Source organism: Clostridioides sp. ZZV14-6154 (assembly GCF_020657785.1).
GTDB lineage: Bacteria > Bacillota > Clostridia > Peptostreptococcales > Peptostreptococcaceae > Clostridioides.
In genome coordinates this window covers 88,140-113,706 of the sequence record NZ_JAGWCY010000002.1, presented here as the reverse complement: position 1 = coordinate 113,706, position 25,567 = coordinate 88,140, and the positions used below count along the sequence as shown (strand labels likewise).

23 protein-coding genes are annotated in these 25,567 nt (G+C 28.5%); 2 read left to right on the top strand and 21 right to left on the bottom strand.

Annotated features, from left to right (window positions below):
* Positions 1–16: 16 nt before the first annotated feature.
* Genes KGF45_RS07035 through KGF45_RS07015 form a run of 5 tightly spaced genes read right to left on the bottom strand, consistent with a single transcriptional unit; the run spans position 17 to position 2,935 of the window.
* Complete coding sequence (locus tag KGF45_RS07035; protein WP_227829147.1) at positions 17–802, bottom strand: RNA-binding protein; 786 nt, start codon at positions 800–802, stop codon at positions 17–19.
* A gap of 9 nt (positions 803–811) precedes the next feature.
* On the bottom strand, positions 812–1,069 hold the full coding sequence (locus KGF45_RS07030) for a YggT family protein (RefSeq protein ID WP_054274603.1): 258 nt from the start codon (positions 1,067–1,069) through the stop codon (positions 812–814).
* Between the two features lie 18 nt (positions 1,070–1,087).
* Positions 1,088–1,546 carry a cell division protein SepF gene (locus KGF45_RS07025; RefSeq protein WP_227829148.1) on the bottom strand — a complete coding sequence of 153 codons (459 nt, stop codon included), beginning with the start codon at positions 1,544–1,546 and terminating at the stop codon, positions 1,088–1,090.
* Positions 1,547–1,585: 39 nt separating this feature from the next.
* The gene (locus KGF45_RS07020) at positions 1,586–2,290 is read right to left on the bottom strand and encodes a YggS family pyridoxal phosphate-dependent enzyme (RefSeq protein ID WP_227842067.1); all 705 of its coding nucleotides are present in this window, start codon (positions 2,288–2,290) and stop codon (positions 1,586–1,588) included.
* A 9-nt stretch (positions 2,291–2,299) separates the two neighbouring features.
* The gene (locus KGF45_RS07015; protein ID WP_227829150.1) at positions 2,300–2,935 is read right to left on the bottom strand and encodes an HlyD family efflux transporter periplasmic adaptor subunit; all 636 of its coding nucleotides are present in this window, start codon (positions 2,933–2,935) and stop codon (positions 2,300–2,302) included.
* 359 nt (positions 2,936–3,294) lie between these two features.
* Here KGF45_RS07015 and KGF45_RS07010 point away from each other — a divergent pair, with 359 nt between their 5' ends.
* Positions 3,295–4,335 (top strand): PTS sugar transporter subunit IIC, encoded by a 1,041-nt coding sequence (locus tag KGF45_RS07010; protein WP_227829151.1) that lies wholly within the window; start codon positions 3,295–3,297, stop codon positions 4,333–4,335.
* A 562-nt stretch (positions 4,336–4,897) separates the two neighbouring features.
* Here the strand turns inward: KGF45_RS07010 and KGF45_RS07005 are convergent.
* The 10 genes from KGF45_RS07005 to KGF45_RS06960 form a co-directional block, all read right to left on the bottom strand.
* Positions 4,898–5,206, bottom strand: a complete 309-nt coding sequence (locus tag KGF45_RS07005; RefSeq protein WP_227829152.1) for a transposase — start codon at positions 5,204–5,206, stop codon at positions 4,898–4,900.
* Between the two features lie 1,173 nt (positions 5,207–6,379).
* Positions 6,380–6,577, bottom strand: a complete 198-nt coding sequence (locus tag KGF45_RS07000; protein WP_227829153.1) for a transposase — start codon at positions 6,575–6,577, stop codon at positions 6,380–6,382.
* Between the two features lie 340 nt (positions 6,578–6,917).
* Positions 6,918–8,273 carry a PFL family protein gene (locus tag KGF45_RS06995; protein WP_227829154.1) on the bottom strand — a complete coding sequence of 452 codons (1,356 nt, stop codon included), beginning with the start codon at positions 8,271–8,273 and terminating at the stop codon, positions 6,918–6,920.
* Between the two features lie 25 nt (positions 8,274–8,298).
* Positions 8,299–8,568, bottom strand: coding sequence for an ACT domain-containing protein (locus tag KGF45_RS06990; protein ID WP_227432440.1), 270 nt, complete (start codon positions 8,566–8,568; stop codon positions 8,299–8,301).
* Between the two features lie 292 nt (positions 8,569–8,860).
* On the bottom strand, positions 8,861–10,864 hold the full coding sequence (locus KGF45_RS06985; RefSeq protein ID WP_227842065.1) for a hypothetical protein: 2,004 nt from the start codon (positions 10,862–10,864) through the stop codon (positions 8,861–8,863).
* A 66-nt stretch (positions 10,865–10,930) separates the two neighbouring features.
* Complete coding sequence (locus tag KGF45_RS06980) at positions 10,931–12,838, bottom strand: hypothetical protein (RefSeq protein ID WP_227842063.1); 1,908 nt, start codon at positions 12,836–12,838, stop codon at positions 10,931–10,933.
* Between the two features lie 182 nt (positions 12,839–13,020).
* Positions 13,021–14,496, bottom strand: a complete 1,476-nt coding sequence (gene spoIVA / locus KGF45_RS06975; protein ID WP_227829157.1) for a stage IV sporulation protein A — start codon at positions 14,494–14,496, stop codon at positions 13,021–13,023.
* Between the two features lie 170 nt (positions 14,497–14,666).
* Positions 14,667–15,962, bottom strand: coding sequence for an MFS transporter (locus KGF45_RS06970; RefSeq protein ID WP_227839456.1), 1,296 nt, complete (start codon positions 15,960–15,962; stop codon positions 14,667–14,669).
* A gap of 162 nt (positions 15,963–16,124) precedes the next feature.
* On the bottom strand, positions 16,125–17,579 hold the full coding sequence (locus KGF45_RS06965) for an amino acid permease (RefSeq protein WP_255647205.1): 1,455 nt from the start codon (positions 17,577–17,579) through the stop codon (positions 16,125–16,127).
* Between the two features lie 14 nt (positions 17,580–17,593).
* Positions 17,594–18,733 (bottom strand): M24 family metallopeptidase, encoded by a 1,140-nt coding sequence (locus KGF45_RS06960; protein WP_227839458.1) that lies wholly within the window; start codon positions 18,731–18,733, stop codon positions 17,594–17,596.
* Between the two features lie 318 nt (positions 18,734–19,051).
* On the opposite strand from KGF45_RS06960, the gene KGF45_RS06955 reads away from it, so the two are divergent.
* Positions 19,052–19,702: a TetR/AcrR family transcriptional regulator gene (locus KGF45_RS06955; protein WP_227829161.1), complete on the top strand. Its 651-nt coding sequence runs from the start codon at positions 19,052–19,054 to the stop codon at positions 19,700–19,702.
* Between the two features lie 74 nt (positions 19,703–19,776).
* Here KGF45_RS06955 and KGF45_RS06950 read toward each other — a convergent pair whose 3' ends face one another.
* The 6 genes from KGF45_RS06950 to KGF45_RS06925 form a co-directional block, all read right to left on the bottom strand.
* On the bottom strand, positions 19,777–20,796 hold the full coding sequence (locus tag KGF45_RS06950; RefSeq protein WP_227432432.1) for an NAD(P)H-dependent glycerol-3-phosphate dehydrogenase: 1,020 nt from the start codon (positions 20,794–20,796) through the stop codon (positions 19,777–19,779).
* A 30-nt stretch (positions 20,797–20,826) separates the two neighbouring features.
* Complete coding sequence (gene plsY, locus KGF45_RS06945; RefSeq protein WP_227829162.1) at positions 20,827–21,441, bottom strand: glycerol-3-phosphate 1-O-acyltransferase PlsY; 615 nt, start codon at positions 21,439–21,441, stop codon at positions 20,827–20,829.
* A gap of 33 nt (positions 21,442–21,474) precedes the next feature.
* A complete protein-coding gene (gene der, locus KGF45_RS06940) occupies positions 21,475–22,800 on the bottom strand; it encodes a ribosome biogenesis GTPase Der (RefSeq protein WP_255287738.1) in 1,326 nt (441 codons plus the stop codon).
* 27 nt (positions 22,801–22,827) lie between these two features.
* Complete coding sequence (locus tag KGF45_RS06935) at positions 22,828–24,156, bottom strand: DUF512 domain-containing protein (protein WP_227842059.1); 1,329 nt, start codon at positions 24,154–24,156, stop codon at positions 22,828–22,830.
* Between the two features lie 236 nt (positions 24,157–24,392).
* Complete coding sequence (locus KGF45_RS06930) at positions 24,393–24,593, bottom strand: capping complex subunit for YIEGIA (RefSeq protein WP_227432429.1); 201 nt, start codon at positions 24,591–24,593, stop codon at positions 24,393–24,395.
* Position 24,594: 1 nt separating this feature from the next.
* Positions 24,595–25,527, bottom strand: coding sequence for a YIEGIA family protein (locus KGF45_RS06925; RefSeq protein WP_227842057.1), 933 nt, complete (start codon positions 25,525–25,527; stop codon positions 24,595–24,597).
* Positions 25,528–25,567: the final 40 nt, after the last annotated feature.

Sequence of the window (25,567 nt, the reverse complement as noted above, 5' to 3'; positions counted from 1 at the left end):
TAATTTTAATTAGTCCTTATACAATTAATTTTGCTTGAACTTTTATTCTTCCTTTTTTAGTAATATCTCCTATTTGTGTTACTTTAGCTCTTCCTTTACCTCTAATAGAAATTAAATCATCATTTTTAATTATTTTAGAAGTTGAAGTTATCTTTTCATAATTGACATGGACTTTTTCTCCATTTATGTATTTTGCACTATCTTGCCTAGATATATTGTAAAGACTACTTATGATACAATCTAACCTATCTGAAGATACTGTAAATGATACTTCCTTATATTTTGAAGAACTATTAACAATATTTTCTCTGGAAATTTCCTTTACAATTACACTATTTCTTGAAACTTTCTCTAAATTTATGATTATAAAATCACAAATATCACTACTTACAACTACTTGACAAAAACTATCATGTATAATTATATCTCCAATTTTTTCTCTTTTTATACCTAGATTCAAAATTGCTCCTAAATAATCTTTATGAGATATACTTTTAAATTTAAAATTTCCTTCTATCTGTAAAAATCTAAGAGTATCTTCTATATCCTCATATTCCATGTAAAATGGATAAATAAATACAGTGCTTCTTTCAGCTTGTTCGTAACCTCCATCCACACTGTATTTTATTTCATTAGTAGAATTTAATATATCTACAGCATTTCTCACTTCATATGGATTAAGAAACTCAGTAGACTTAACATCATAGTTTTTTATACAACTATTAGCCTTGTCTATTACTTTAAACATTTTATTTTTCAAGTCTATATCCTTTATGTGATTTGTCAATTTCAATTTGTCCATGTTATCACCTTAGAATATAACCAATACTAATTGTCTTAGGAACATCAATAATACTATTGCAATTAAAGGAGAAAAATCTATCGGCCCATTTGTGTATTTGTACATTATAGACCTTATTGGACCTTCTATTGGCTCTGTAAGATTTTCTAAAATCTCAAAAATTTTGCTTTGTCTTCCATTTGGAAACCAAGTCATCAAGCTTTTTATAACTATCATCCATGCTATTATGTCTAAAAGATAATACAGTGCAATTCTTATTGTTCCCATACATTAACCGCCTTTTTACTATTTATTTTGCCAAGGGAAGAATGCTTTGCTTTCTAATTCTTTTTTCATATTTGCATCTATATCTACATTATTAGGAGCTAGTATAAATATTGACTTAGAAACCTTTTGTATACTTCCATCTAAAACATAAACCGCTCCATTCATAAAATTAAATATAGATTTACGAACTTCAGAATTAGTCAATCCTTCCAAATTCACTATAACTGCCCTTCTTTGTTTTAGATGGTCTGCTATAGTTGCAGCTTCATCATAAACTTTAGGTTCAACTATTACAACTTTCATTTGAGAAGTTGTATGTAAATTTACAATTTTATTTGCTTTTGCAGCACTAAATCCTCCATTTATTTCTTCCTCTTGAACTATATCGTCCATACCACTTTCATATTCATCTTCAATATAATCTTCATCTTCATCAACTATCCAGTTCTTAAATTTAGATATTATTCCATTTGACATTATTAACTTCCTCCTTAGAATTTATTCAGATTTGAGTAATTATTTTTTATTGTAATTTCTTTCTCCAAAGATTGATGTTCCAACTCTAACAATGGTAGCCCCTTCCTCTATAGCAATTTCATAATCGTGACTCATTCCCATTGATAAAACATCCATACCTACATTAGATATGTTTAATTCTTTTATTTGTATTGATAAATCTTTAAGACCTTTAAATACACCTCTTATTTCATCTTCATCTGCTACAAAGGGTGCCATTGTCATTAGACCTTTTATTTTTATGTTTTTATATTTTTCTGACACTTCTTTGACAAAATCTATAACTTCTCCTTTGTCAAGTCCATGTTTAGATTCTTCTTTAGATATATTCACTTGTACTAAGCAATCTATTTCTCTATTTATTTGCTCAGCCCGTTTTTGAATTTCCTCGCATAACGCGATTCTATCTAAAGAATGTATCATACAGACTTTATCTATTATGTACTTGACTTTATTTGTTTGCAAAGTTCCTATTAAATGCCAATTTAGTTTGTCACCTATAATCTCATACTTTCTAGCTAATTCTTGAGGTTTATTTTCACCAACAGAAGTAATTCCTTCTTCCATTGCTTCACTAACTAAATCTACATCAACAGTTTTTGTAACTGCTAGAAGAGTAATCTCTTTACTATCTCTATTTACTTTTTTTGCGACTTCATCAATTTTACTTCTTACTTTAGATAAATTCTCTTTAACAGAACCCATTATTATCACCTACTTTATCCTTATATTTGTGTTTATTCTGTTAGGTCTTAAAATTATTTTGTCATATAGATTAACACTTTTAACTCCATTTATGTCATTTTTATAATAATCCACAAATACAGAAGATTCATTTTCATAAGTTATCCCTTCTAGTATGACAAATTTTACACTTTGTGATTGTTCATCAATTACATATACACCACGTTTATTGTCTTTTGTTTTTATAGAAGTTTTAGGTATTTTTAAACATTCCATCTGATTATATATTATATCAAATTCTTCGACACTTGTATCCTGATTTCCAATAATTTGGTTACTTATTTTTAATTTTACCATTATTTTATTATTATTTTTATATATTTTGTAAACTTTTGCATCTATTTTTTGTTTGTTATATTCAATTATGACATCTTGATTTTTTTTAAAGCTTTTAGAATCTTCTTTATCAACATATATTGATAAAAAACTACTCTGGTCATTAAAGTCTTTTTCTAAAGTACCTTCTGTACTAATTTTTGCATCGACTACTTCAGATTTTAATACTACTGTATCTACATTCTTACTAATAATCATTACTAAGATATTAAACACTAAATATATAAGAATACCAAGTATCACTAATCTGGTATATTTAACCTTTTTCAAATACTCTCCCCCTATAAAATTACTTTCATTATAAATACTTCTTCTAAAAAAGGTTTATTCCTTTTTTATATGATAATAATTGTTTTTTTTCATATTAAATTTATTTTTTATCAATCTTCCTATACAAGATTGTATTATTTATATATAATTATCTTATAAAGTATAAGTTTAACTTACATTTTAAACTTGCTTTATATACTTTTATAGTTATTTTTATTTTTAGATACAATATAAAACCAATTAAAATTTAAAATTACTTTTGTTCTGTTGTCATTAATTAGTTAATTATTTACACATTAGGATAACGTTATCATAAACAAAAGTTTATGTCCTAAAAAAAATACAAGGAGGATTTTCTTATGTCAGAAATTTTATTAGGAACAGGTTTACTTTTATTGGTTCTATGTTGTTTCACAATTTTTAGTTACAAAGCTCCATATGGTATGAAAGCTATGGGAGCTCTTGCAAGTGCTGCTTGTGCTACTTTCTTAGTCGAGGCATTCAACCTTTCTTTACTTGGCGACGTTTTAGGTATGGAATTTTTTAGAAGTGTTGGGGCCGCTAATGGTAGCCTTGGTGGAGTTGCTGCTGCTATACTTGTACCTTTAGCTCTTGGTGTATCTCCAGTTTATGCAGTTCTAATAGGATTATCGTGTTTAGATTTTTCTATATTATCTGGATTCGTTGCTGGGTACTTTGTTTCTTTCTTGATTAAGTTTATAGAGAAAAAGGTACCACCTGGAGTGGATTTAGTAGTAGTAATCCTTCTATGTGCACCACTATCTCGTCTTATAGCATCAAATGTAGACCCATTAGTTAATAGTACACTACTACAAATTGGACAAGTTTTAATAGAGGCTACTAATATTAGTCCTATAGTGATGGGAATTATATTAGGAGGCTTAATAACAGTAGTTGGTACATCTCCACTTAGTTCAATGGCGCTTACATCTATAATTGGTCTTACTGGTCTTCCTATGGCAATAGGAGCATTAGGTGCTTTTGGTTCAGCTTTTATGAACTCAACACTATTTGCAAGATTGAAGTTAGGATCTAAAAAAGATATTATATCTGTCGCTATTGAACCACTGACTCAATCAGATATAATTTCGGCAAATCCAATACCTATATATTGTACTAATTTCTTTGGAGGCGCTTTTTCTGGTATCGTTGTAGCTTTGATGGGGCTTGTAAATATGACACCAGGTACAGCTACTCCTGTAGCTGGATTTGCTATAATGTTTGCCTATAATCCAGTTAATCAAGTACTTATAACAGCTGGATTGTGTGCCTTATTTAATGTAGTCGCAGGATTTTTAGGCTCAAAAATATTCAGTACTTTTAAAGTTCTTACTGCTGATGAAATACGTGGTACTGATATAGAAGAAGAAATTGCTTAAAAACAATAAGATTTATAAATTAATATTTTAAGTTGATATTTTAAATGATAGAGTTTTATATTGTAGGCAATTTTATTAATTGCAAGCGTTTTATTTTTATATTTGTTTATGATTATTATGTGTGTTAAATATTTAGATAGATTTTTATTTTTTTAAATTTAGTTTTTTATTTGGTTGATATAACTTATTAATATTTAAATATAATAACTTTTAAATTTTTTAAAATGTTTTACTTAATTACTTGAAAATATTATTAAATTTAAAATTCAAAATAAAAGGGGTTTTCTCAAAATTGATTTTTTCTAATCAAATTTTAAGTTTAACTCCTTTTTTGAATTTTTATATGTTATTTTTTATTACTTCTTTTTAATTAATATCTTAAACTTTAATATTGAGGAAATTTGGGCAAAAGAAATAAAGCATATGTATCTTAAAAAAATTTAATTACATAGCTATTTCAAATAAGTATTTTCCAAATTTTCTTTTCTGTATTCGATTATGCAATTTATCAATATCATATGCTAACGCCAATAGATAATATTAAGTTCTTACATTTGTAGTATTATTTTGTAACGCCGAAATGTCCTTCTACTTGAATAGAGTGATTCATTCTAAGCAAAATTCCTACTTTATTTTTAATATTATCTTGACTACGCTTCCTAAGTTTAGTTAAAACTTTAGAACATTCAATCTTTTTATTATTCTTACCTTTAAAGCATTTTCCACGTAAAAAGCAATTATTATAGCTTTCACATTTATACACTTGTACTTCATATGTATCCATTTTTATTTGTTTTCTTTTTAGATATGTAACTTTAATAAGTCTCTTATTAGCACAAGTATATACATCTGATTCAGAATCATATTTCATATTTATTTTCTATATTTTTCAAAATAGATGGAAAATAGAGTAGTTTCAAACTGCTCTACTTTTTTATCTAAAATAAAAAGTGTATATATAATTTATTATATAAGTTATTTTATTTATTCAATAAATGGAAAATTTTTTCAATATAAGATATGTTATAATAAATATTTAGTGTATGATATTTAAGAAAATAATGATTTTAAATTAGGGTTTTATATTAACTAAGTGATATGTAAATAAATTATTAGCATATGCTTGTTGTAAAGCCTATCCAAGTTTTATATTAACTAAGTGGTATGTAAATTCACCAGGTAAGATAAATTCATTAAATTTACCTGGAAGGTTTTATGTTAACTAAGTAGTATGTAAATGAAGGTCTTTCTATTGTTTTATTTAAAGAGTATTCTTTTTATATTAACTAAGTAGTATGTGAGTAGTTTCTTCCCTCCATTACTTTTTCTTCTTTCTACTCTAGTCTTATAGTGAATACGTACAAAACAAAATAGTTTCAAATTTCTCTGTTTCTTTATCTAAAACTAAATAAAAAATGTATATATAAATTTAAATAATTTTAGTTCTTTATATTTAGTTTATTTAATAAATCTAGATTTTTGCTAGATAAAATACGATATAATGAATATATAATATGCAGTGTGCAATATTTTGAAAATAAACGCTGTACGAATTGGAAATACTGTTTTACAAGGTGTTTTTTTAAATATCAAAAACACTACTCATAATTCAGTGCTTTGTGTGATTGAAAGTTTTGAAAATACTAGATTTGAATTAGTGTTTTATATTAACTAAGTGGAAAACAGGAGTTATCTCAAAATTGATTTTTTTCTAATCAAATTTTAAGTTTAACTCCTTTTTTAATTAGTATCTTAAATTTTAATACTGAGTAAATTTGAGAACAAGAAATAAAGCATATGTATAAAAAATTAACTACATAGCTATTTCAAATAAGTGTTTTCTGAATCTATATTTTTGTATTCGATTATGCAATTTATAAATATCAAAGGCTAACGCCAATAGATAATATTAATTTCTTACATTTATAGTCTTGTTTTGTAACACCGAAAGTTTCTTCTACTTGAATAGAGTAATTCATTCTAAGCAAAATTCCTACTTTATTTTTAATATTATCTTGACTACGCTTCCTAAGTTTAGTTAAATTCAAGAATATTCAATCTTTTTATTATTCTTACCTTTAAAGCATTTGCTACATAAAAAGCAGTCATTGCAGCTTTCACATTCATACACCTGTACTTCAGATGTATATCCACTTTTATTCGTTCTCTTTTTCAGATATATAGGTCTAAGAAGTCTCTTATTAGCACAAGTATATACATCTGATTCAGAATCATATTTCATCTTCTCTTTTCTTCCTACTATAGGATTTAAAGCTATGCTTTTTAATTTGTTTGTAATTTGCAGGTTTAATATATGAATTAAGGTTTTGATCTTCTAAATACTTATAGTTTTCTTAACTTTCATATCCAGCATCACATACAATATTTTTAAATTGCTTTTCTCTGTTTTTTTACAAAAAAAGAGATGATTCAAATTTTTATTTTGAGACATCCCCTTTATTATTGCTTTAATTCAAATAATTAATTTTAAATTTATATTCTTAGTTATAATTTTTTAATCTAGACTTTGTTCTAAATAGAAAACTATTTTTTCTTAAATTACACTAGATATGTAAATGTACTTAGTTTTTAAATGAATGTATAGGAGCTGGAATTCTTCCTCCTCTTTGGGTAAATAGTTCAGATGAATTTTTATTTATAGGCATTACTGGTGCTCGTCCTAAAAGACCTCCAAACTCGACCATATCACCTACATCGCATCCTGGTGCTGGTATAATTCTAACTGCTGTAGTCTTATTATTAATCATACCTATTGCTGCTTCATCAGCTATCATAGCTCCAAGTGTACCTGCTGTAGTGTCTCCTGGCACAGCTATCATATCAAGACCTACAGAACAAATTGCAGTCATAGCTTCAAGTTTATCTATACTTAAAGCACCCTTAATAACAGCATCAATCATACCTGCATCTTCAGATACTGGTATAAATGCTCCACTAAGTCCTCCAACATGTGAACATGCCATAACTCCACCTTTTTTAACAGCATCATTTAAAAGGGCTAATGCTGCTGTAGTACCATGAGTACCAACAACTTCAAGACCCATTTCCTCTAATATATTTGCTACAGAATCTCCAATTGCAGGTGTAGGAGCTAATGATAAGTCTATTATTCCAAATGGAACATCTAGTCTATTAGAAGCTTCTTTTGCTACAAGTTGTCCAACTCTTGTAATTTTAAATGCTGTCTTTTTAACAGTTTCTGCGACAACATCAAATGGCTCTCCTTTTACCTTTTCTAAAGCTCTCTTAACAACTCCAGGACCACTTACACCAACATTGATAATTCTATCTGCTTCACCAACACCATGGAATGCGCCTGCCATAAATGGATTATCTTCTACTGCATTACAAAATACTACTAGTTTTGCACAACCAAAACCTTTTGCATCTTTTGTCATTTCTGCAGTTTCTTTTATAATTTCTCCCATTTCTTTTACTGCATCCATGTTTATACCACATCTTGTAGAACCTACATTTACTGAAGCACATACCTTATTAGTACTTGCTAAAGCTTTTGGGATTGATTTAATTAATATCTTATCACCTTTTGTATATCCTTTTTGAACCAATGCTGAAAACCCACCAATAAAGTCTATCCCTAAATCCTCTGCTGCTCTATCTAATGTCTGTGCAAATTTCACATAATCTTCTTCATCTGTTGCACCTGCAATAATAGAGATTGGAGTTACTGATACTCTTTTATTTACAATTGGAATACCAAATTCACGTTCTATATCCTTACCAACTTTTACTAAGTTTTTAGCAGAATTCATAATTTTATTATATATTTTTTCTCTCGCTTTATCTCCATCAGGGTCTATACAATCTAGTAATGAAATCCCCATAGTTATAGTTCTTATATCTAACTGTTCTTCATCTATCATCTTGATTGTTTCAAGTATATTTCCTACATTCACTGTTATCACCTCTCCTTACTGTTTGCTACAGATTATGCATTGAATTAAATATTTCTTCTCTTTGAATTTTTACATCTACTGATAATTTCTTTCCTCTTTCAATTAAATCTTCAACTGTTTGCTCAAAAGAATTTAATGCTTTTTCTAAATCAACTACCATAATCATTGTAAAATATTCTTGAAGTATTTTTTGTGAAATATCTACTATGTTAATATTTTGTTTGTATAACTCATCACTAATGCCTGCTACTATACCTGGTTTATCCTTCCCAATTACTGTTAAAATTGCTCTCATAATAATATCCTCCCTTAATTTTTTTATAAATCTTACATTTTTACAAATTGAACTAGTTGTTAACATATATTTCATTTATTTGTTGGTAAATCACTTTTTATGTATATATTTAATATATTTTAATACCTATACATTCATTTGTCAATTTTTTTTCAATATTCTATTATTTTTATACTATTTAACGAAACTGTATATTATATATCCTTTTATTGATAGTAATATATAGTTTTCATAATACTGAAAGGTATTATTTATCAACTTTATAATTTACTAAATAATCCCTTTTTAAAAATTATTTTTTTATTTGTATGAATTCTATTACATTTTTTCTTACACTTGGATTTACAACTAATATAGAAACAATCATAGTTGGAGTTAATATACAAAGTAAAAAGAAAATCTCTCTATTTAAATTATATTTTTTAGATATAGATTTAAGATTCTCATTGTAATTTGCTATTTCATCATAATTATTTACTCCTAACTTTACATTATCTATTTCTTGATTTTTGTTTACAAAAACATTCCTATAGGAGAAATATTGATTATTATTGCTAAATACTGATTTTTGCTTTAAATTATAATTTCTATCATCTTCTGGCATTAAATTTTTACTATTAAATTTATTTTTATCCTCATAATCATTTTCTTTATCACTATTTATATTGGCATCTTCTTTATTATTTTGATGATTTTTATCATCAACACCACCAGCACTTGGTCCTATGTTATCTTCTGGAGCATTTGGTTTTCCTCCATTAGAATCATTATTTTCATTACTAGCACTGTCATTATTTTCTTTATTTTCGTCATTATTATTTTCTTTATTTTCGTCATTATTATCTTCTTTATTTTCATTGTTATTACCCTCATTTTTACTGCTACTGTCATCTCTATCTGGGTTATCTCTACCACCACCTCCACGGTCGCCTCCATCGATAATAACGTCTCGGTCATCTTCTGGTGTCATCTGGTCACTACCTCCACCTATCACAAATCCTGGTTTTAAAAATATATTTGAATATCCGTCTCTCAATCCACCCTCTACATTTACTCTGAAGCATCTCAACTTAAAATCTTCAAAATTAAGTGTAGCTTGGTTGCTAATATAATCTAATTCTTTGCTTACCCAATTTATACCATCATCAGAATATTCTACAAATACCTTCTTGGCATTATATGGCATACTATAATCGAAAAGAGCTGAATAACCCTTTCTTGAGTTTATAAAAAATACTTCTAAATCATTTATAGGTCCTTTATTTGTAATATGAACATATAAAATAGGAGCAACATTATCATTTAGCACTATATTCTTTTCATTTAGATGTTCTTCTTTAAATTTTCCTTTTATTATGAATTCTGTATCTTTATTTAAATCAGTATAGTAATTTGATAAATCCCAATCTACATCTAACGTTACAAACTTTCCACTAGAAGTTTTTAAAGTTACAGTTTGAGGGAATTTTAAATCTTCTATTTTATCTTCTTTTGTTATCATTATTTCCTCTTCAAAGACTCCAATACCTCTACGATTACACCTTATAATATTATAATCATCATCTCGAGGTATACCTGGCATTATCATATTTTGGTCTCCTATAATATAGACATTCTTAGTCTCTGATACAATTGATTTTCCTTTTTTAGAGTTACTTCCTACTCCTATACTTTGTTGTTTATTATCATCATTAACAATTACTGAAGTATCCTCTATTTCGACTTCTCCCTTAGAATAAATTCCTATAGCATTTTCTCCATCAACTTCAATTGTTTTACAGTCTACTCTAACATCATTTTCCGAATAAATTCCTATAGCGTTTTCTCCACTTGATTTTATGTTTCCAACCTCACCATAATATGTATCTATAAATAAATCAGCTTCTTTTTCTGCATATAAAGCAGTCCCATTTAAAGCAGTTATATTGTCTATTCCTATCCTTAGCTTTCCTCCTCGTTCTACATGAATTACACCTTCAGTTTCACCTTCTCCAACTATATTTAGTTCATTCCCATTGATAAAAAAATTCCCTTTATCTTTTATGAGTATCTTATACTTATTAGTATCTATTGTAATCTTAGTTCCATATGGAATATTAAGTTCAAAATAATCATCTATTACCATATCACAAGGAAGAGTGTAAACTATTTTTTCACTGTTATCTTCATTTTTCAAAATCCAACTTTTAAAATCATTCAGACAATTACTTTCTTGTGAAAAACTCTTATTTGGGAAAAGTACAAAAATCACAATTAACAAATTTATAAAAATAAAAGCTTTATTTTTTTTATTCATATCTTTATCCTACTAATTCCTTTCTCAAATAACATCAATTTCTTTAAAATAGTTTCACTCATTTTATTATTTAAATTTTATAAATTTACGAATATATTTTATAATACTTGGATTTACTGCTATCATTGAGCCTATCATAATTAAAGTAACAATTCCAATACCAATAATAACTCCACTATGAGAGTTTTGAATTTTATTATAGGGTTTAGAAGTAAGATTTATCTTCTTATTAGTCTTGTCACCATTAGAAATATATTCTCTATTTGGTAGATTCTCATAATTAGATTCACTTTTAGAAGATTTCTCATTTTCACTATACGCATATATTAATTTTTCTTTTAAGCTATTTTCAAATTTGTTTTCTATAATTAAAGTATTATTTTTAATATTATTGTCTTTATTATTTATATTGTTTTTTTCTTTATCAATCTTAATATTTTTTTCGTCTTGATGTGGCTTATTATCTTTTTCCTTATCATTAGATTCAATGATTTTGTCAGAATCCTCAGGTCTTTGCTCATCAGCATCATCATTTTTATTATCATTATTTTTATCCATAATAAGCCCACTGTCATCTCTATCTGGGTCATCTCTACCTCCTCCTCCACGGTCACCATCGATATCTTCGTTTTCTTGTTCATCATCTGGTGTTATTTGTCCTTCTCCTCCATCCATTACAAATCCAGGCTTTAGTACTATATTTGAATATCCATCTCTAAATCCTCCTTCTACTTTTATCCTAAAACAACGTAATTTAAAATCCTCAAAGAAGAGAATTACCTGCTCACTGATATCTTCTTGTTCCTCACTTATCCAATTGACTCCATCTTCTGAGTATTCAACAAAAACTTTATTTGCATTATATGGCATATCATAGTCCAATATGGCTAAATATCCATAACGTGTATTTTGAAAATCAAAACTTAAATTATCTATTGGCTTTTTTTCCACAATATGTACATCCAAAGTAGGAACAACATCATCATTTAATATTATTTTTTTTAGATTTAAATCTTCATCTTTGAACTTACCTTTTATACTGAAGTCATACCCCTTTACTAAATTTTCATAATAATCAGAAATATCCCATTCCATATCTATCTTAACATTAGTGCCACTAGAAGTTTGTATCAAAACATCCTTCGGAAAATTTATATCTTCTATTTTATCTTCTTTGCATACTTGTATTTTCTTATCAAACACATAAATACCTCTGGCAGAACATTCTATAATATTGTAACCAGAATCGTTTGAGATAGCAGGTATTAACTCATTATCATCATTAATTATATAAATATTTTTACTTTCTGATACAATGGATTGCGCAGTTTTATATAAATTTTTTAATAATCTATTTTCGTTATCATTGCCATAAGCTCTTACTGATGTACTTTCCAACTCAACATCACCCTTACAATAGATTCCTATAGCATTTTCTCCTCTTACTTCTATATCTCTATATGGAACCCTAATATTATTTCCAGAATAAATTCCTATAGCATCATTTCCGTTTGCTTTTATCTTTCCAACATTTTGATAGTAACAACTAAAATTTAAAATACCTCCTTCTTCAACATACAAAGCAGTTCCATTAGTAGCAATTATATTGTCTATACCTATACCTAACTTTCCTCCCTCTTCCACATGTATTACTCCATCTTTTCCGCCCTCTCCTATTATATTCAATTCATTATCTTCAACTATAAAATTACCTTGGTCTTTTATTAGTACTTTATGCGTATTAGTGTCTATTGTAAAATTAGTTCCATATGGAATATAAAATCTAAACTCTTTATCTATTACCATATCGCAGGGTAGAGTATAAACAATATCTTCAGTACTGTTTTTATTTTCTTGAACCCATTTTTTAAAATCTTCTAGACAATTTTCTTCTTGTCCAAAAACTTTATTTGGAAAAATCATAAAACATATCACTATTAAATTTATAAAAATAAATATCTCCGATTTTTTCACCTTACACCTCTAGAATTTTTTTAGTTTTAGTATAGTAATGTTGAAAAATGTACTTTCTCAATATAATTTTTCCATAAATAGTGTTTATTGTCAATTTATATAAATATTTTTACCAACTTTTATAAATAAAAAGCTACTTGTTAAAGTAAACAAATCTTTTACTTTAACAAGTAGCTATATTTTTATAATAAAATAGTTATAATATTAGAGCTTCCTTCATTTACAATTTTTTGTAGAGTCTTTTGCATCTTGACTCTTATTTCCTCTGGCATAGTATATAATTTACTTTGAAGCTGCTCTTTTACTAAATCATGAAGTGACTTACCAAACATATTTGACTCCCACAAATCTGCTGGTTGTTCTTCAAATACCTCCATGAGATATTTTATCATCTCTTCACCTTGATTTTGATTTCCAACTATAGGAGAAACTTCTGTAGATATATCTGCTTTTATAATGTGAAGTGATGGTGCATTAGCTTTTAACTTAATACCATACTGTTTTCCTTGTTTCATTATTTCTGGCTCTTCCAAGCTAAGTTCCTCTAAAGAAGGTGCTACTACTCCATATCCTTTTATCTTAGCATCCATTAAAGCACTTTCTATCTTATCATACTCATTTTTAACTTTAGATAATCTAGTTATCAGGCTAAGCAATTGATAATCTCCTTCAATTTTAAATCCACTTTTTTCTTCAAGGACATTATAGAATAAATCTTGCTTTGTTTGTAAGTCAATGTTTATGACACCTTCACCTAACTCTACATGGTCAACACCTGTATCATCTAAAAACTCTAACTCAGAGAAACCTTGCATAATTCCTTCTATATCTCTTATTTTACCTATGTCTATAATGCTCTGTTTTAATGTTGTTATTATACTGCTTTTTATCCAGTGATTTCTCTCAAGACCTTCCACCCATTTAGGTAAGTTTATTCTTATTTCTGTAAGTGGGAAATCATATAGTACAGTTTCCATAACTTCTTCTATATCCTCATCTTCCATTTCAACTATATTCATTGGAAGAACTGGAACTTCATATTTTTCCTCTAATTCATTTCTAAGCAGACTTGTTTCTTCACTTCTAGGACTTAACGTATTTAAAACCACAGCAAATGGTTTTTTAAGATTTTTTAATTCTTGTATAACTCTCTCTTCTGGCTCTACATAGCTTTTTCTGTCAATACCAGTAACTGAACCATCTGTCAAGACAACTATTCCTATTGTAGAATGGTCTTTTATGACTTTTTTAGTCCCTATCTCTGCTGCTTTCTCAAATGTCATAGCTTCTTGTGACCAAGGAGTGGATACTAATCTTTGCTTTCCACCTTCCTCATGACCTAAAGCTCCTTCAACTATGTATCCAACACAATCTACCATTCTCACTTTTAAAGATACTGTGTCTTTTATTTTAATTTCTACACCATCTGCTGGTACAAATTTTGGTTCTACTGTCATTATAGTTTTGCCTGAACCACTTTGAGGTATCTCATCTCTTGTTCTATCTTTTTTGAACTCATTGTCTATATTTGGGATAACCAACTTTTCCATAAACTTTCTTATAAAAGTTGATTTTCCTGTTCTTACAGGTCCCACTACTCCAATATATATATCCCCCTGAGTCCTTTTGGATATATCTTCGTATATATTATTATTCATATTATTCCTCCTATACATCTAATCTTATTAAATTATATTTAGATTTCGAGGTTAATATTCTTAAAATAGAAAAATAAAGACCAGCAATATTAATTTAGTTTACATATAGAAATTTGCAAATTTCAATGTAAATTAAATTATAATGCTAGCCCAAATAGTAGTGTATTATATTAACTAACTTTAGTAGTATTTTCATTTGACTTACTATTCATTTCAATAAGCTCTTTACGTCTTTCTTTAGTCATATTCATCCATATAAATGTAAACACCAATCCAATTATGGCTACTATAGTAAGAACTATGAAGTAGTACTTATATCCAGTTACACCTGGAAATGCATCTAATATCTTTCCTGCTGCTAGAGGACAAAGTACTTCTGGAAGATATCCTAATGTAGCAACTATACCTATAGCAGTTCCTGATATCGATAGTGAATAATTACCTTCTTCAAGTAACGAATAGTGTAAACCTTGAATGGCATACATAGATACATATATTGCAACACATCCAATCAATAGTACATAAATCATAGAAGATTTTGTTGGTGTAAATATTACACCTAAAAGTCCTGCAATCATAAGTATAAATCCATAAGATATAATCTTTGATGAACCAACTTTATCTCCAAGTAATCCAGAGGCTGCTGATGCTACTGGTCTACAATACTGAGCTAATATTGATATTGCAGATGCAAATACTACAGTTGCTCCAAATGCTTCAGTTGAATATGGCGTAAAATAGTAAAATGACATATTAGCTGAATATGAACAAAACATTATTATTGTTATTATCCATGTATGAGGCATTTTTATTACTGTAAAGAAAGCTTCTTTATCAAATTTGGCTGATACCTCTTTTTCATTATCTTTTAACTTAAAAAATACTAATAATCCAACTATTACATTTATAGCTGAATACAACACTATAATAGCTGTAAGACCAGATTTATCACTTACTTTTGATGAAATGTATCCAAATAATATTAAGACTAGAGATAAATGAATTGCATTGGTAATTCCACGACCACTTTCCATAAATCCAAAAGCCTTTCCTTGTTCATTTTCAGAGGCTAACATCCTAACAGCTTTTACAAGCGCTGGCCAAAAAGTAAGTATTGTTGTTATTCCCCATAAAGCATGGATTAAAAATACAATAGTATATGGAGGATAAAGTGTTAATACAAGACCCAATACTCCTGTAATAATTAAAGAACCTGAAAGTAGCTTTCTGGCTGAAATACGATCTGCTAAGAAACCACCAAAAAGGTATGATACCATTGCAAGTAAACCATAAATACTTCCTAAACTACCCATTTGTGTATTTGTAAGATTAAATGCTTGTGCAAAAGTATCATAATAATAATTTTTTAAATATGGTAAAGCATATATAAAGGCTCCTGCTACAAAGAGTATTATTAAGACTTTGAAATTTTTCCAAATGCTTGGTTTATTTACTTCAACTGACATATTTCCTCCTTATGTAAATACTCATAAATTTTTACGATAGCTAATTATTGATTTTTCAACATCCCAACATATTATAGATTTATTAATATATTATGTTAATTTATCCATAATTTTTAGTGAACTAAAGACAAATGCTTTTAGCTCACTAAAATAATTATATTTTTATTTATAGGAATCCCCAGAATTATTAGATACCTTCCTTTCATAGATCTTCCATATCATTAAACCTGTTAATATAACAAAAAGACCTCCACCTATCATCTCAATCTCATAAACTATATTATCTTTTAAAGTCTCCATAACTGGTGCTGTTGAAAAAAGTATCCCCACTACAGTCACTACAAGTACCATTCTAGCTATATTGATACAAACTGAATCACTTTTTGCAATTGAGTATGGTCTTTCTTCGTTTGGTCTTGTCTTTCTAAGTCTTATATAAGACGTAAAAAGTAATACATATGGAAACAATGCCGTTAATGCTGTCATAGTAACAAGAACATTATATATATTATCTACTGATGGTAGTAAATTTGTTCCTATAAGAAGTAGACTCACTATTATAGCTTGAATCACTACAGCATTTGATGGTATATTGTGTTTATTTGTAACAGTTAATTGCTTAGGAAATACACCTTCTTTTACATTTCCAAAAAGCATCTTTACTGGACCTGCTATATAAAGTATTAGTGCTCCAAGTACCGATAAAGTTATCCCAAATGCTACTACTCTTATAAACCAGCTTCCTATTCCTAAATCTTGTGCAACTTTAGCTAGTGCATCTAGTATTCCTGTTGATGCTGCAATTTCATCTGGAGGAAGTATCATTGTTATTGCTACTGAACCTAGGATATAGATTCCTCCTATTAAAACAGCTACTGTCAATATAGCTTTAGGAAAGTTTTTCTTAGCATTATCCATTTCAGTTATAAAATTAGCAGTTGTTTCAGCTCCTGATAGTGCAAATATTATAGCAGATATAGAAACTAGTGAATTAGCATCTATCTTTGGTATTATATTTTGGATTGTATATACAGATGCTGATGGAGCTTTTTTGAGAATAACTACAGACATAAATGCCATCACTATAAGTAATATAGCCGGAATTGTAGAACCTAATGCTCCTGTATTTGTAAAGAATTTTCCAAATGCCATTCCACGAGTACTTACTAGGGATAACATCCAGAATATTATAAGTGAAAGCACTAAAATAAACATCTTATTGTTTGATAGAGCAGGATTTCCAAGCATATAAGCAATATTTATAGCTAAAAATGTCAAGAAGGAAGAATACCAAAATATCTTTGATGTCCAATTTAACCATGACACCATAAATCCCCACTTCTCTCCATAAGCCTGTTTAACCCATTCTCCAAGTCCACCATCTTTTGGATATGTTGCAGCCAACTCTGCACATATAAGTGATGCTGGAACAAAGAATATAAAAGCAAACAACAACCAAACTGGTATCGAACCAAGACCCAACCCAAAACTAGAGGCAGTAGATTTAGCTATCCATCTAATCCCAAATAGTGCTGATATATTCATAAATACTAAATCCCAAAATCCAATCTTCTTTTTCACTGTAATTCCTCCAATTTTAAATTTACTTAAATTCATACATATGTACTAATTTAAATATCAAGTATAAGCTCTTCAACACTTCTTGGATAATTAGTTATAATTGTAGCACTATTTTTACCTACTATTGCTGTATCTGAGTGTCTAAATCCTCCAACTCCAGGTATATATATTCCTGGTTCCATAGAAAATACCATTCCTTCTTCTAGTATTAATTCATTGTCAAATCTTAAATATGGCTCTTCATGTTCTGATAAACCTAAACCATGACCAATTCTGTGATTTGAATATAACTCTAGACCATGCTTTGCAACAACAGCTCTTGCTGCTTCATCCACCATTCTTGCTGGTATTCCAGCTTTTATTGTATCTAATCCAGCTTGTTGAGCTTCTACTGCAATCTTAAATACTTCCTTTTGTCTTTCTGTTGGCTTACCTATAATAAAAGTTCTTTCATTTTCTGCTCTATAGTTTTCATACCAAACCTGTCTACTATGTATTACTATATCTCCTCTTTGAAGTATTCTAGTATTTGAGTCTAAATGTGGTTGTGCTGTTCTATCGATGCCTGAACAAGTCCAGTTTGCAAATCCTATATATGTATCAGGATAATTTTCAGATACATATTTTAGTAAAGCATTATCCCCTGCAACGTCAAATTCCAATTCACTCATCCCAACTCTAACATTTTCCAAAGAACCTTTTATTCCTATATCAGATAAGTAACCAGCTATCTTTAAAAATTCTATCTCTCTTGCGTCTTTTACATATCTCATTTCAAATATTTTACTTCCAACATCTTTAATAGCAAATGATTTCTCAGTTATATATTCTGAAAAGCTTGCAGATACTATATCTTTTTCTATCCCAACAGTTATCCCTTTAGGATATCTATTTAAAATTATATCTAAGTAATGTTTATGTGATATTCCATGTTCTTTCATTTCTGGTATTTCATAATATACATATACATTATCAACTTTTGCAACTTCTTTAGCATGTAGCTCCTCTAATCCAGGCACTATTAATTCTATTTTATCTTGAGTTACTACTGTTACAATTGGTCTAGAATAAGTTATTGCTTTAAATCCACTAATATAAAATTGGTTGTCTGGTTCAAATATTAGGGAAATTTCAATATTTTTTTCATTCATATACTTTCTTAATCTTTCTAGTCTCATGTTATTTGACATAGTACACCTCTTTCTCAATATTCAAATAATTTATTCAATACAACAAGTATGAATATATCATTTCAAAATTCTTAATATTTTTAGTACTTGTTGTATTCGTATGTAAATTAAATTTATTTGTGATTATTTTATCATAATCATGATTATTTTGTCAATCACGATTTAATTTTTAAATATTTTTTATATTCTGCTGATATTAAATTATCTAAAATATAACAAATATATATTATATTTTGGAATATTATTCTTGATTTATGATAAATTTAATGATAAAATCACGATTATATAAACTATATTGATTATTTGTAGGTGAATAAAATGACAAATAAAGAATTACAAAAGAAAAGGATATTGATGTATTTCATAGAAGCTGCTCAAAACATTATGGAAAATGAAGGAATAGAAAATATTACACTTCGTAAGGTTGCAGATATGGCTGGCTATAACAGTTCAACCCTATACAACTACTTTAAAAATTTAGACCATCTAATATCATTTGCATCTATAAAATATTTTAAAGATTATAACTTAAATATTTCAAGGTGTATAGAGAATGTAAATGATGAATATAAGAAATATATAATTATGTGGAAATTATTTTGTAAACATTCTTTTGACAATGCCCAAGCTTTTTATCAGGTATTTTTTAACTTGTCCAGTGATGAACTTAGTTATATAACAAAACAATATTATGATATGTTTCCAGAAGACTTAGGTATTCATGACAGTGATATATCTCTAATGATTACAGGAAAAAGTATAAAAGAAAGAAATAAAATACTATTGAACAATCTTGTAGATACTGGATATATACCATCTAAAGATTTAGACATAATCAATGATATAATTATTTCTTTTTATCAAAATCTATTATTCTTAAAAAAGAACACAGGAAAAAATTCTAATGATGATGAGTTAACTATGAAAATGATTTCTTCTATTGAATACATAATAAAACATGCTAAGTAATATTAAAATAGCCCTCTTTATAAAAAGAGGGCTAAAACACATCTATTATTTTTTTATTTTATTGTGCAATAAGTTTATATATCATCACCTAAAACTACTTCTTCCATTTCGTGCTTTTTACTTCTCATCATTAGTTCTATTCCAACTTCTTTAGGATTTGCACCTTTAGTTATTACAGAGTATATAGCATTAGTTATTGGCATATCTATATTCAGCTTTTCAGCAACATCATGTGCTACTTCAGTAGCAGTTATTCCTTCTACAACCATCTTTACTTCTTTTAAGGTATCTTCTAAGCTCATCCCTTGACCTATAAGTATACCCGCTCTTCTATTTCTACTATGCATGCTTGTACAAGTAACTATTAAATCTCCAATGCCTGAAAGGCCTGCAAATGTAGACATATTAGCTCCCATAGCAGTACCAAGTCTACTCATTTCACTAATTCCTCTTGTCATAAGAGCTGCTTTTGCATTGTCACCATACCCTAATCCATCACATATACCAGCACCAAAAGCTATAATATTTTTCAATGCTCCTCCAAGTTCAACTCCAACTATATCTGGATTTGTATAAACTCTAAGTTTAGGACTCATAAATAAATCTTGTATACTCTGTGCTATTTTTAATTCTTTAGATGCTACTACTACTGTAGTAGGTATATTTCTTGCTACTTCTTCAGCATGAGATGGGCCAGATAGTATTACATATGGATTTTGTGGCAATTCTTCTTCACATACCTGAGACAATCTAAGTCCAGTGCCTTTTTCAAGACCTTTTGCTACATTAACAATAATTTGTCCAGCTTTTACAAAGGGTTTTATTTTTTCACAAGTACTTCTTACGGCTTGAGATGGAACTGCTAAAACTATTACTTTGCAATTTTCTATAGTTTTTTCTATATCAGTACTTATCGTTATATTATGTGGAAATAATACTCCTGGTAAATAGTCTGTATTTTCTTTAGTCCTGTTTATTTTTTTAGCTTGTTCTTCTTTTCGGGTCCACATGCTCACATCATTACCTTTATTTGCAAGACCTAAAGCTAATGCACTTCCCCAACTTCCAGTACCTAATACACATACTTTCTCCATATTTAACACCACCTGAGTATAATATATTTACTATTCTTTCTTTTGACCAATTTTTCTTTCTGTCCCATTTAATAATCGCTTTATATTTGCTCTGTGATTATATATTACTGATATGCTTAAAAACAAAGCTACAACTAGCCCAGCTTTATTTTTTGCTATAATCATAAATATTGGTGAACAACCTATCCCAACAACAGAACCTAATGAAACATATTTTGTTATAATTACCACCAATATAAATACGGCCAAACACATTAATGTTATTACTGGATTTACAGCAAGCATTGCACCTAATGAAGTTGCAACACCTTTACCCCCTCTAAATCCTAAAACTGCTGGCCAATTATGACCTGCTACAACACATATAACTGCTAGATATCCAGCTAAAAGAGTATCTATACCAACCAACTTTGCTGCAATTTCCGATATCAAAACAGCAATTACACCTTTAAAAACATCACCTAAAAAAGTCATTGCTCCTGCTTTTTTCCCAAGTGTTCTAAGTACATTTGTCGAGCCTGCATTACCCGAACCTTGAGTCCTTATATCAACCCCAGCAATTCGCTTTGCAACTATATACGAGGTTGATATATTGCCTAATAAATATGCAATTACAGCAATAATTATATAACTAAATATCTCCACTGAACTTACCTCCTTTAGTTATATTTTAGATATTTACTTTTTATTTTTTTGTCTATACTCAAATTTTATGGAAGTTCCTTCAAATCCAAAGTTTTCTCTTATCTTATTTTCAAGGTATCTTTGATATGAGAAGTGAGTTAAGTTCTTGTCATTTATAAATAAAGTAATTTTAGGAGGTCTAATGTCTGTTTGAGTTCCATAGTAAATTTTTAATCTTCTACCTTTATCAGATGGTGGCTGATTTAACATTACAGCTTCTCCAATTACTTCATTTAATGCTGAAGTTGATATTCTCTTAGAATGTTCATTTGATACATATTCAACTGTGTCTAATATTTTATTCATTCTTTGATTAGTCTTTGCAGAAACAAATACTATTGGAGCATACATCATAAATGGGAATTTTTCTTTTATATCTTTTGTGTAATTACTCATTGTCTTATTATCTTTTTCTATTAAGTCCCATTTATTGACTACAAATATACATCCCTTACCTTCATCATGTGCTATACCTGCAACTTTTGTATCCTGCTCTGTAACGCCTTCCAAAGCGTCTATAACTATCAACACTACATCTGCTCTATCTACAGCACTCATAGCTCTTATTACACTGTATTTTTCTATTGTCTCATATATTTTGCTTTTTCTTCTAAGCCCTGCTGTATCTATAAGAAGAAATTTCTGCCCATTTTTTTCAAAATAAGTATCTATTGCATCTCTAGTAGTTCCTGCAATTGGACTTACAATTACTCTTTCTTCTCCTAATATCTTATTAAGTATAGAACTCTTTCCTGCATTTGGCTTACCTGTTATAGCTACTCTTATTATATCTTCTTCATACTCTGTATCTAATCCTGCTGGAAAATTTTGAACTATCTCATCTAATAAATCTCCAAATCCCATACTATTGGCTCCTGACACTCCAAAAGGAGTTCCAAAACCTAATTCATAAAAATCGTATATATTGTCAAACTGACTTTGACTATCAATTTTATTAACCACTAGAATTACTGGTTTTTTTGTTTTTCTAAGTATCTGAGCAATTTCTTTATCAGCAGCTGTTATTCCAGCCTTACCATCAACTATAAAAAGTATTACATGTGACATGTCCATTGCAAGCATAGCTTGACTTCTCATTTGAGATAATATTATATCTTCGCTATCAGGTTCAATACCTCCTGTATCTACTAATGTAAAATATTTATCTAACCATTCTACTTCTGCAAATATTCTATCTCTTGTAACTCCTGGTGTATCTTCAACTATTGATATCCTTTTTCCTGCAAATTTATTAAATATTGTAGACTTACCAACATTTGGTCTCCCAACTACAGCTACAACTGGCCTACTTATACTCATGTTGTTTCTCCTTCCATCTTTTGTTTTCTATTTTAAAATTTTATCCACAAAATCTTTTCCTTCATTTAAGCATGGGATAATTTTTATTTTCATAAGTTCTTCTAACTGATTTAGTTCAATATTATCTAAGAAAATTTCTTCATCTGCTTTTAACATACTTCTTGTTATATAAAGAGCTTCTCCCAATTCCTTATGCTCAAGTTGCTCTTTTAAATCTTTCGCTGTTAAAAGGCCTGATACTGTTATTGTTTCTCCAAAAAACTTATTTTTTATTTCATAAACATCTATTTGAAGATTTTTAAACTTGTCCATCATAGCATCTGCCATACTTTGTATAAATTCATATGCAGAATGTCCAGTAGCTATTGATACCTTTTTGTCTCTTTTAAGACTATTCTCAGATAATGTTTTTAGATACTCTTCAATCTCTGTTTTTAACTTACGTATCATACCTACACCATCTTCAAACTGTAAAAATCCTTCATATTCTTCATATGCAGGCAATTCTCTACTAGATAATATATAAAATTCATCCGATAAAAATGCAAATCGAGTCCCTATTTTCTCAAGATATTTCTGTTGTATTTCATGAATTTGCTCTATAGTTTTACTTGCACCATTATTATTAAATATATTTAATTCTGCTAAATTTTCTCTATGCTTTGTAATTCCAACTGGAACTATAGCAACACTATTTACATATGGATAAAGTTGAGCTAATTCTTTTATTGTTCTATCCAATTCCTTTCCATCATTTATACCTGGACATAAAACAATTTGACAGTTCATTTCTATATGAGCATCTGCCAATCTCTTCATTATACCATATAATTTTCCTGCAAATTTATTGCTTATCATTTTTTGTCTTAATTCTGGATTAGTTGTATGCACAGATATATTTATAGGACTTATTCTGTATTTAATTATATTATTTATATCTTCTTCGCTCATATTTGTAAGTGTAACAAAATTTCCTTGTAAAAAAGACAATCTTGAGTCATCATCTTTAAAATAAAGAGTTTCTCTCATTCCTTCTGGCAACTGGTCTATAAAACAAAACATACATTTATTTCTACAACTTTTAGCTTGGTCAATTATTGGATTTGTAAATTCAACGCCCAAATCTTCATCATAGTCTTTTTCTATCTCATATATGTAGACTTCACCATCTTTTTTTTGTATTTCTACCTCTAAATACTCATCACTTAGTAAGAATCTATACTCTATTATATCATGTATTGGCTGTTCATTTACAGATATAAGTAAATCTCCTACTTCTATACCTATTTCTTCTGCAATACTATCTTTGTAAACTTTACTTATAATATTATTTATTTTTTTTACATTTACTTCCATTTTTTTCACCACTCTTTTATATTCATCAATATTTATTATAATATATTTTCATATACAGTTTATTACTTTATTATATTTTACAATAGCATTTTTAAACATTTCATGTCATAATAACACATTTTAATTCTAATAGTCAATATAAGTAAATAGCTATAAAAAGATTAAAACAAATAATATTCAAATTTAAATATTTTATAAATTTGAACATTATTTGCCCTTAAAAGTACCTTATAGTTTTAATGCTTTACTATTATTAATGTTCCATTAGTCATATCGTGAACCATTCCGCCTACACACTTTGACATGAGCATTGCCTTATTTTGCAAATCTTTTTCATCATTTGCATAAAATATCGGACAACCTCCACCATTTCTCATATTTTTATCTAGTGTAACTATTGCTAGGGTATATTCATTTAGACCTATATCCATTCCCATTTTATGCACTTCCTTTCTTTCCTGTTTTATAGTTTTTCAGTGATAAGTTTTTACCTTTAGAACTTGAAAGTATTGGACATGATTTTACAGCTTCCATTACCTTTTCAACATTCCTATCTATTGGTAAATAAGCAATCATTATACTTTCATCATCTTTATTTCGTCTAGGTAATGGTACAAATGCAGGTTCTCCATAATCTCCATATAAACCTAATCTCGAATATATATTGTATACTATCGCTTGTCTTTGACCCGAATCAAATAATATTCCTGCATTAGCATAATCTCTATCTTTAGGAATTATTTGTATCCCTACACCTCTATTAATATATACTTCTCTATCACTTTTTAGACCTATATTTGTTATCCCTTTTAAATCTCCCACCTTTAGTATAGATTCATTTACGAAGCTAATATCAGCAGGCATTACATCAGCTATATCTCCAATACTTTTTCTAGTAAGAAGTTTCTTAAGTATGAAAGCTAATAATAAACCACAAATTGAACTTATTATCAAACTCATGCCTTCACTTATTTTAGTTTCTTCAATAATTACATAATATAATCCTATTGTTAAAAAAGATGTAACTATGCACATATAATTTCTTACTTCATAAGTTCTAGCTATCTCTTCTATAAATGCAGCTCCTCTTTTTACAAGTTGAACTTCTTCTAAGTTTTGTAATGTATTCCTTCTATTTGCTCTTACTTGTCTAAACTGTTCTGCTGCCAAAGATAAAAATGTTATCGATGTATAAGAACGATTTATAAGAGCTGGAACTAGTAATGCTCCTAATGCCGAAGCAACAAAGGCTAATATAAGCTGAGATAGTAAAACATTTGGTTGTGTAGGGTACTGTTTTTGGTCTAAATTTAACATTATGACTCTTGATGTCATACCAATAATAACTGCAACAAAAAATACTCTATCCATTAAATCACTCCTAAAATATCTAATATAAAATGTTCACATA

Excerpts from the sequence above, each read along its gene's own strand:
- KGF45_RS07035 (WP_227829147.1), bottom strand. The coding sequence starts at position 802 with ATGGACAAATTGAAATTGACAAATCACATAAAGGATATAGACTTGAAA.
- KGF45_RS07030 (WP_054274603.1), bottom strand. The coding sequence starts at position 1,069 with ATGGGAACAATAAGAATTGCACTGTATTATCTTTTAGACATAATAGCA.
- KGF45_RS07025 (WP_227829148.1), bottom strand. The coding sequence starts at position 1,546 with ATGTCAAATGGAATAATATCTAAATTTAAGAACTGGATAGTTGATGAA.
- KGF45_RS07020 (WP_227842067.1), bottom strand. The coding sequence starts at position 2,290 with ATGGGTTCTGTTAAAGAGAATTTATCTAAAGTAAGAAGTAAAATTGAT.
- KGF45_RS07010 (WP_227829151.1), top strand. The coding sequence starts at position 3,295 with ATGTCAGAAATTTTATTAGGAACAGGTTTACTTTTATTGGTTCTATGT.
- KGF45_RS07005 (WP_227829152.1), bottom strand. The coding sequence starts at position 5,206 with ATGAAATATGATTCTGAATCAGATGTATATACTTGTGCTAATAAGAGA.
- KGF45_RS07000 (WP_227829153.1), bottom strand. The coding sequence starts at position 6,577 with ATGAAATATGATTCTGAATCAGATGTATATACTTGTGCTAATAAGAGA.
- KGF45_RS06990 (WP_227432440.1), bottom strand. The coding sequence starts at position 8,568 with ATGAGAGCAATTTTAACAGTAATTGGGAAGGATAAACCAGGTATAGTA.
- KGF45_RS06985 (WP_227842065.1), bottom strand. The coding sequence starts at position 10,864 with ATGAATAAAAAAAATAAAGCTTTTATTTTTATAAATTTGTTAATTGTG.
- spoIVA (WP_227829157.1), bottom strand. The coding sequence starts at position 14,496 with ATGAATAATAATATATACGAAGATATATCCAAAAGGACTCAGGGGGAT.
- KGF45_RS06970 (WP_227839456.1), bottom strand. The coding sequence starts at position 15,962 with ATGTCAGTTGAAGTAAATAAACCAAGCATTTGGAAAAATTTCAAAGTC.
- KGF45_RS06965 (WP_255647205.1), bottom strand. The coding sequence starts at position 17,579 with ATGAATTTAAGTAAATTTAAAATTGGAGGAATTACAGTGAAAAAGAAG.
- KGF45_RS06960 (WP_227839458.1), bottom strand. The coding sequence starts at position 18,733 with ATGTCAAATAACATGAGACTAGAAAGATTAAGAAAGTATATGAATGAA.
- KGF45_RS06955 (WP_227829161.1), top strand. The coding sequence starts at position 19,052 with ATGACAAATAAAGAATTACAAAAGAAAAGGATATTGATGTATTTCATA.
- KGF45_RS06950 (WP_227432432.1), bottom strand. The coding sequence starts at position 20,796 with ATGGAGAAAGTATGTGTATTAGGTACTGGAAGTTGGGGAAGTGCATTA.
- der (WP_255287738.1), bottom strand. The coding sequence starts at position 22,800 with ATGAGTATAAGTAGGCCAGTTGTAGCTGTAGTTGGGAGACCAAATGTT.
- KGF45_RS06935 (WP_227842059.1), bottom strand. The coding sequence starts at position 24,156 with ATGGAAGTAAATGTAAAAAAAATAAATAATATTATAAGTAAAGTTTAC.
- KGF45_RS06930 (WP_227432429.1), bottom strand. The coding sequence starts at position 24,593 with ATGGGAATGGATATAGGTCTAAATGAATATACCCTAGCAATAGTTACA.
- KGF45_RS06925 (WP_227842057.1), bottom strand. The coding sequence starts at position 25,527 with ATGGATAGAGTATTTTTTGTTGCAGTTATTATTGGTATGACATCAAGA.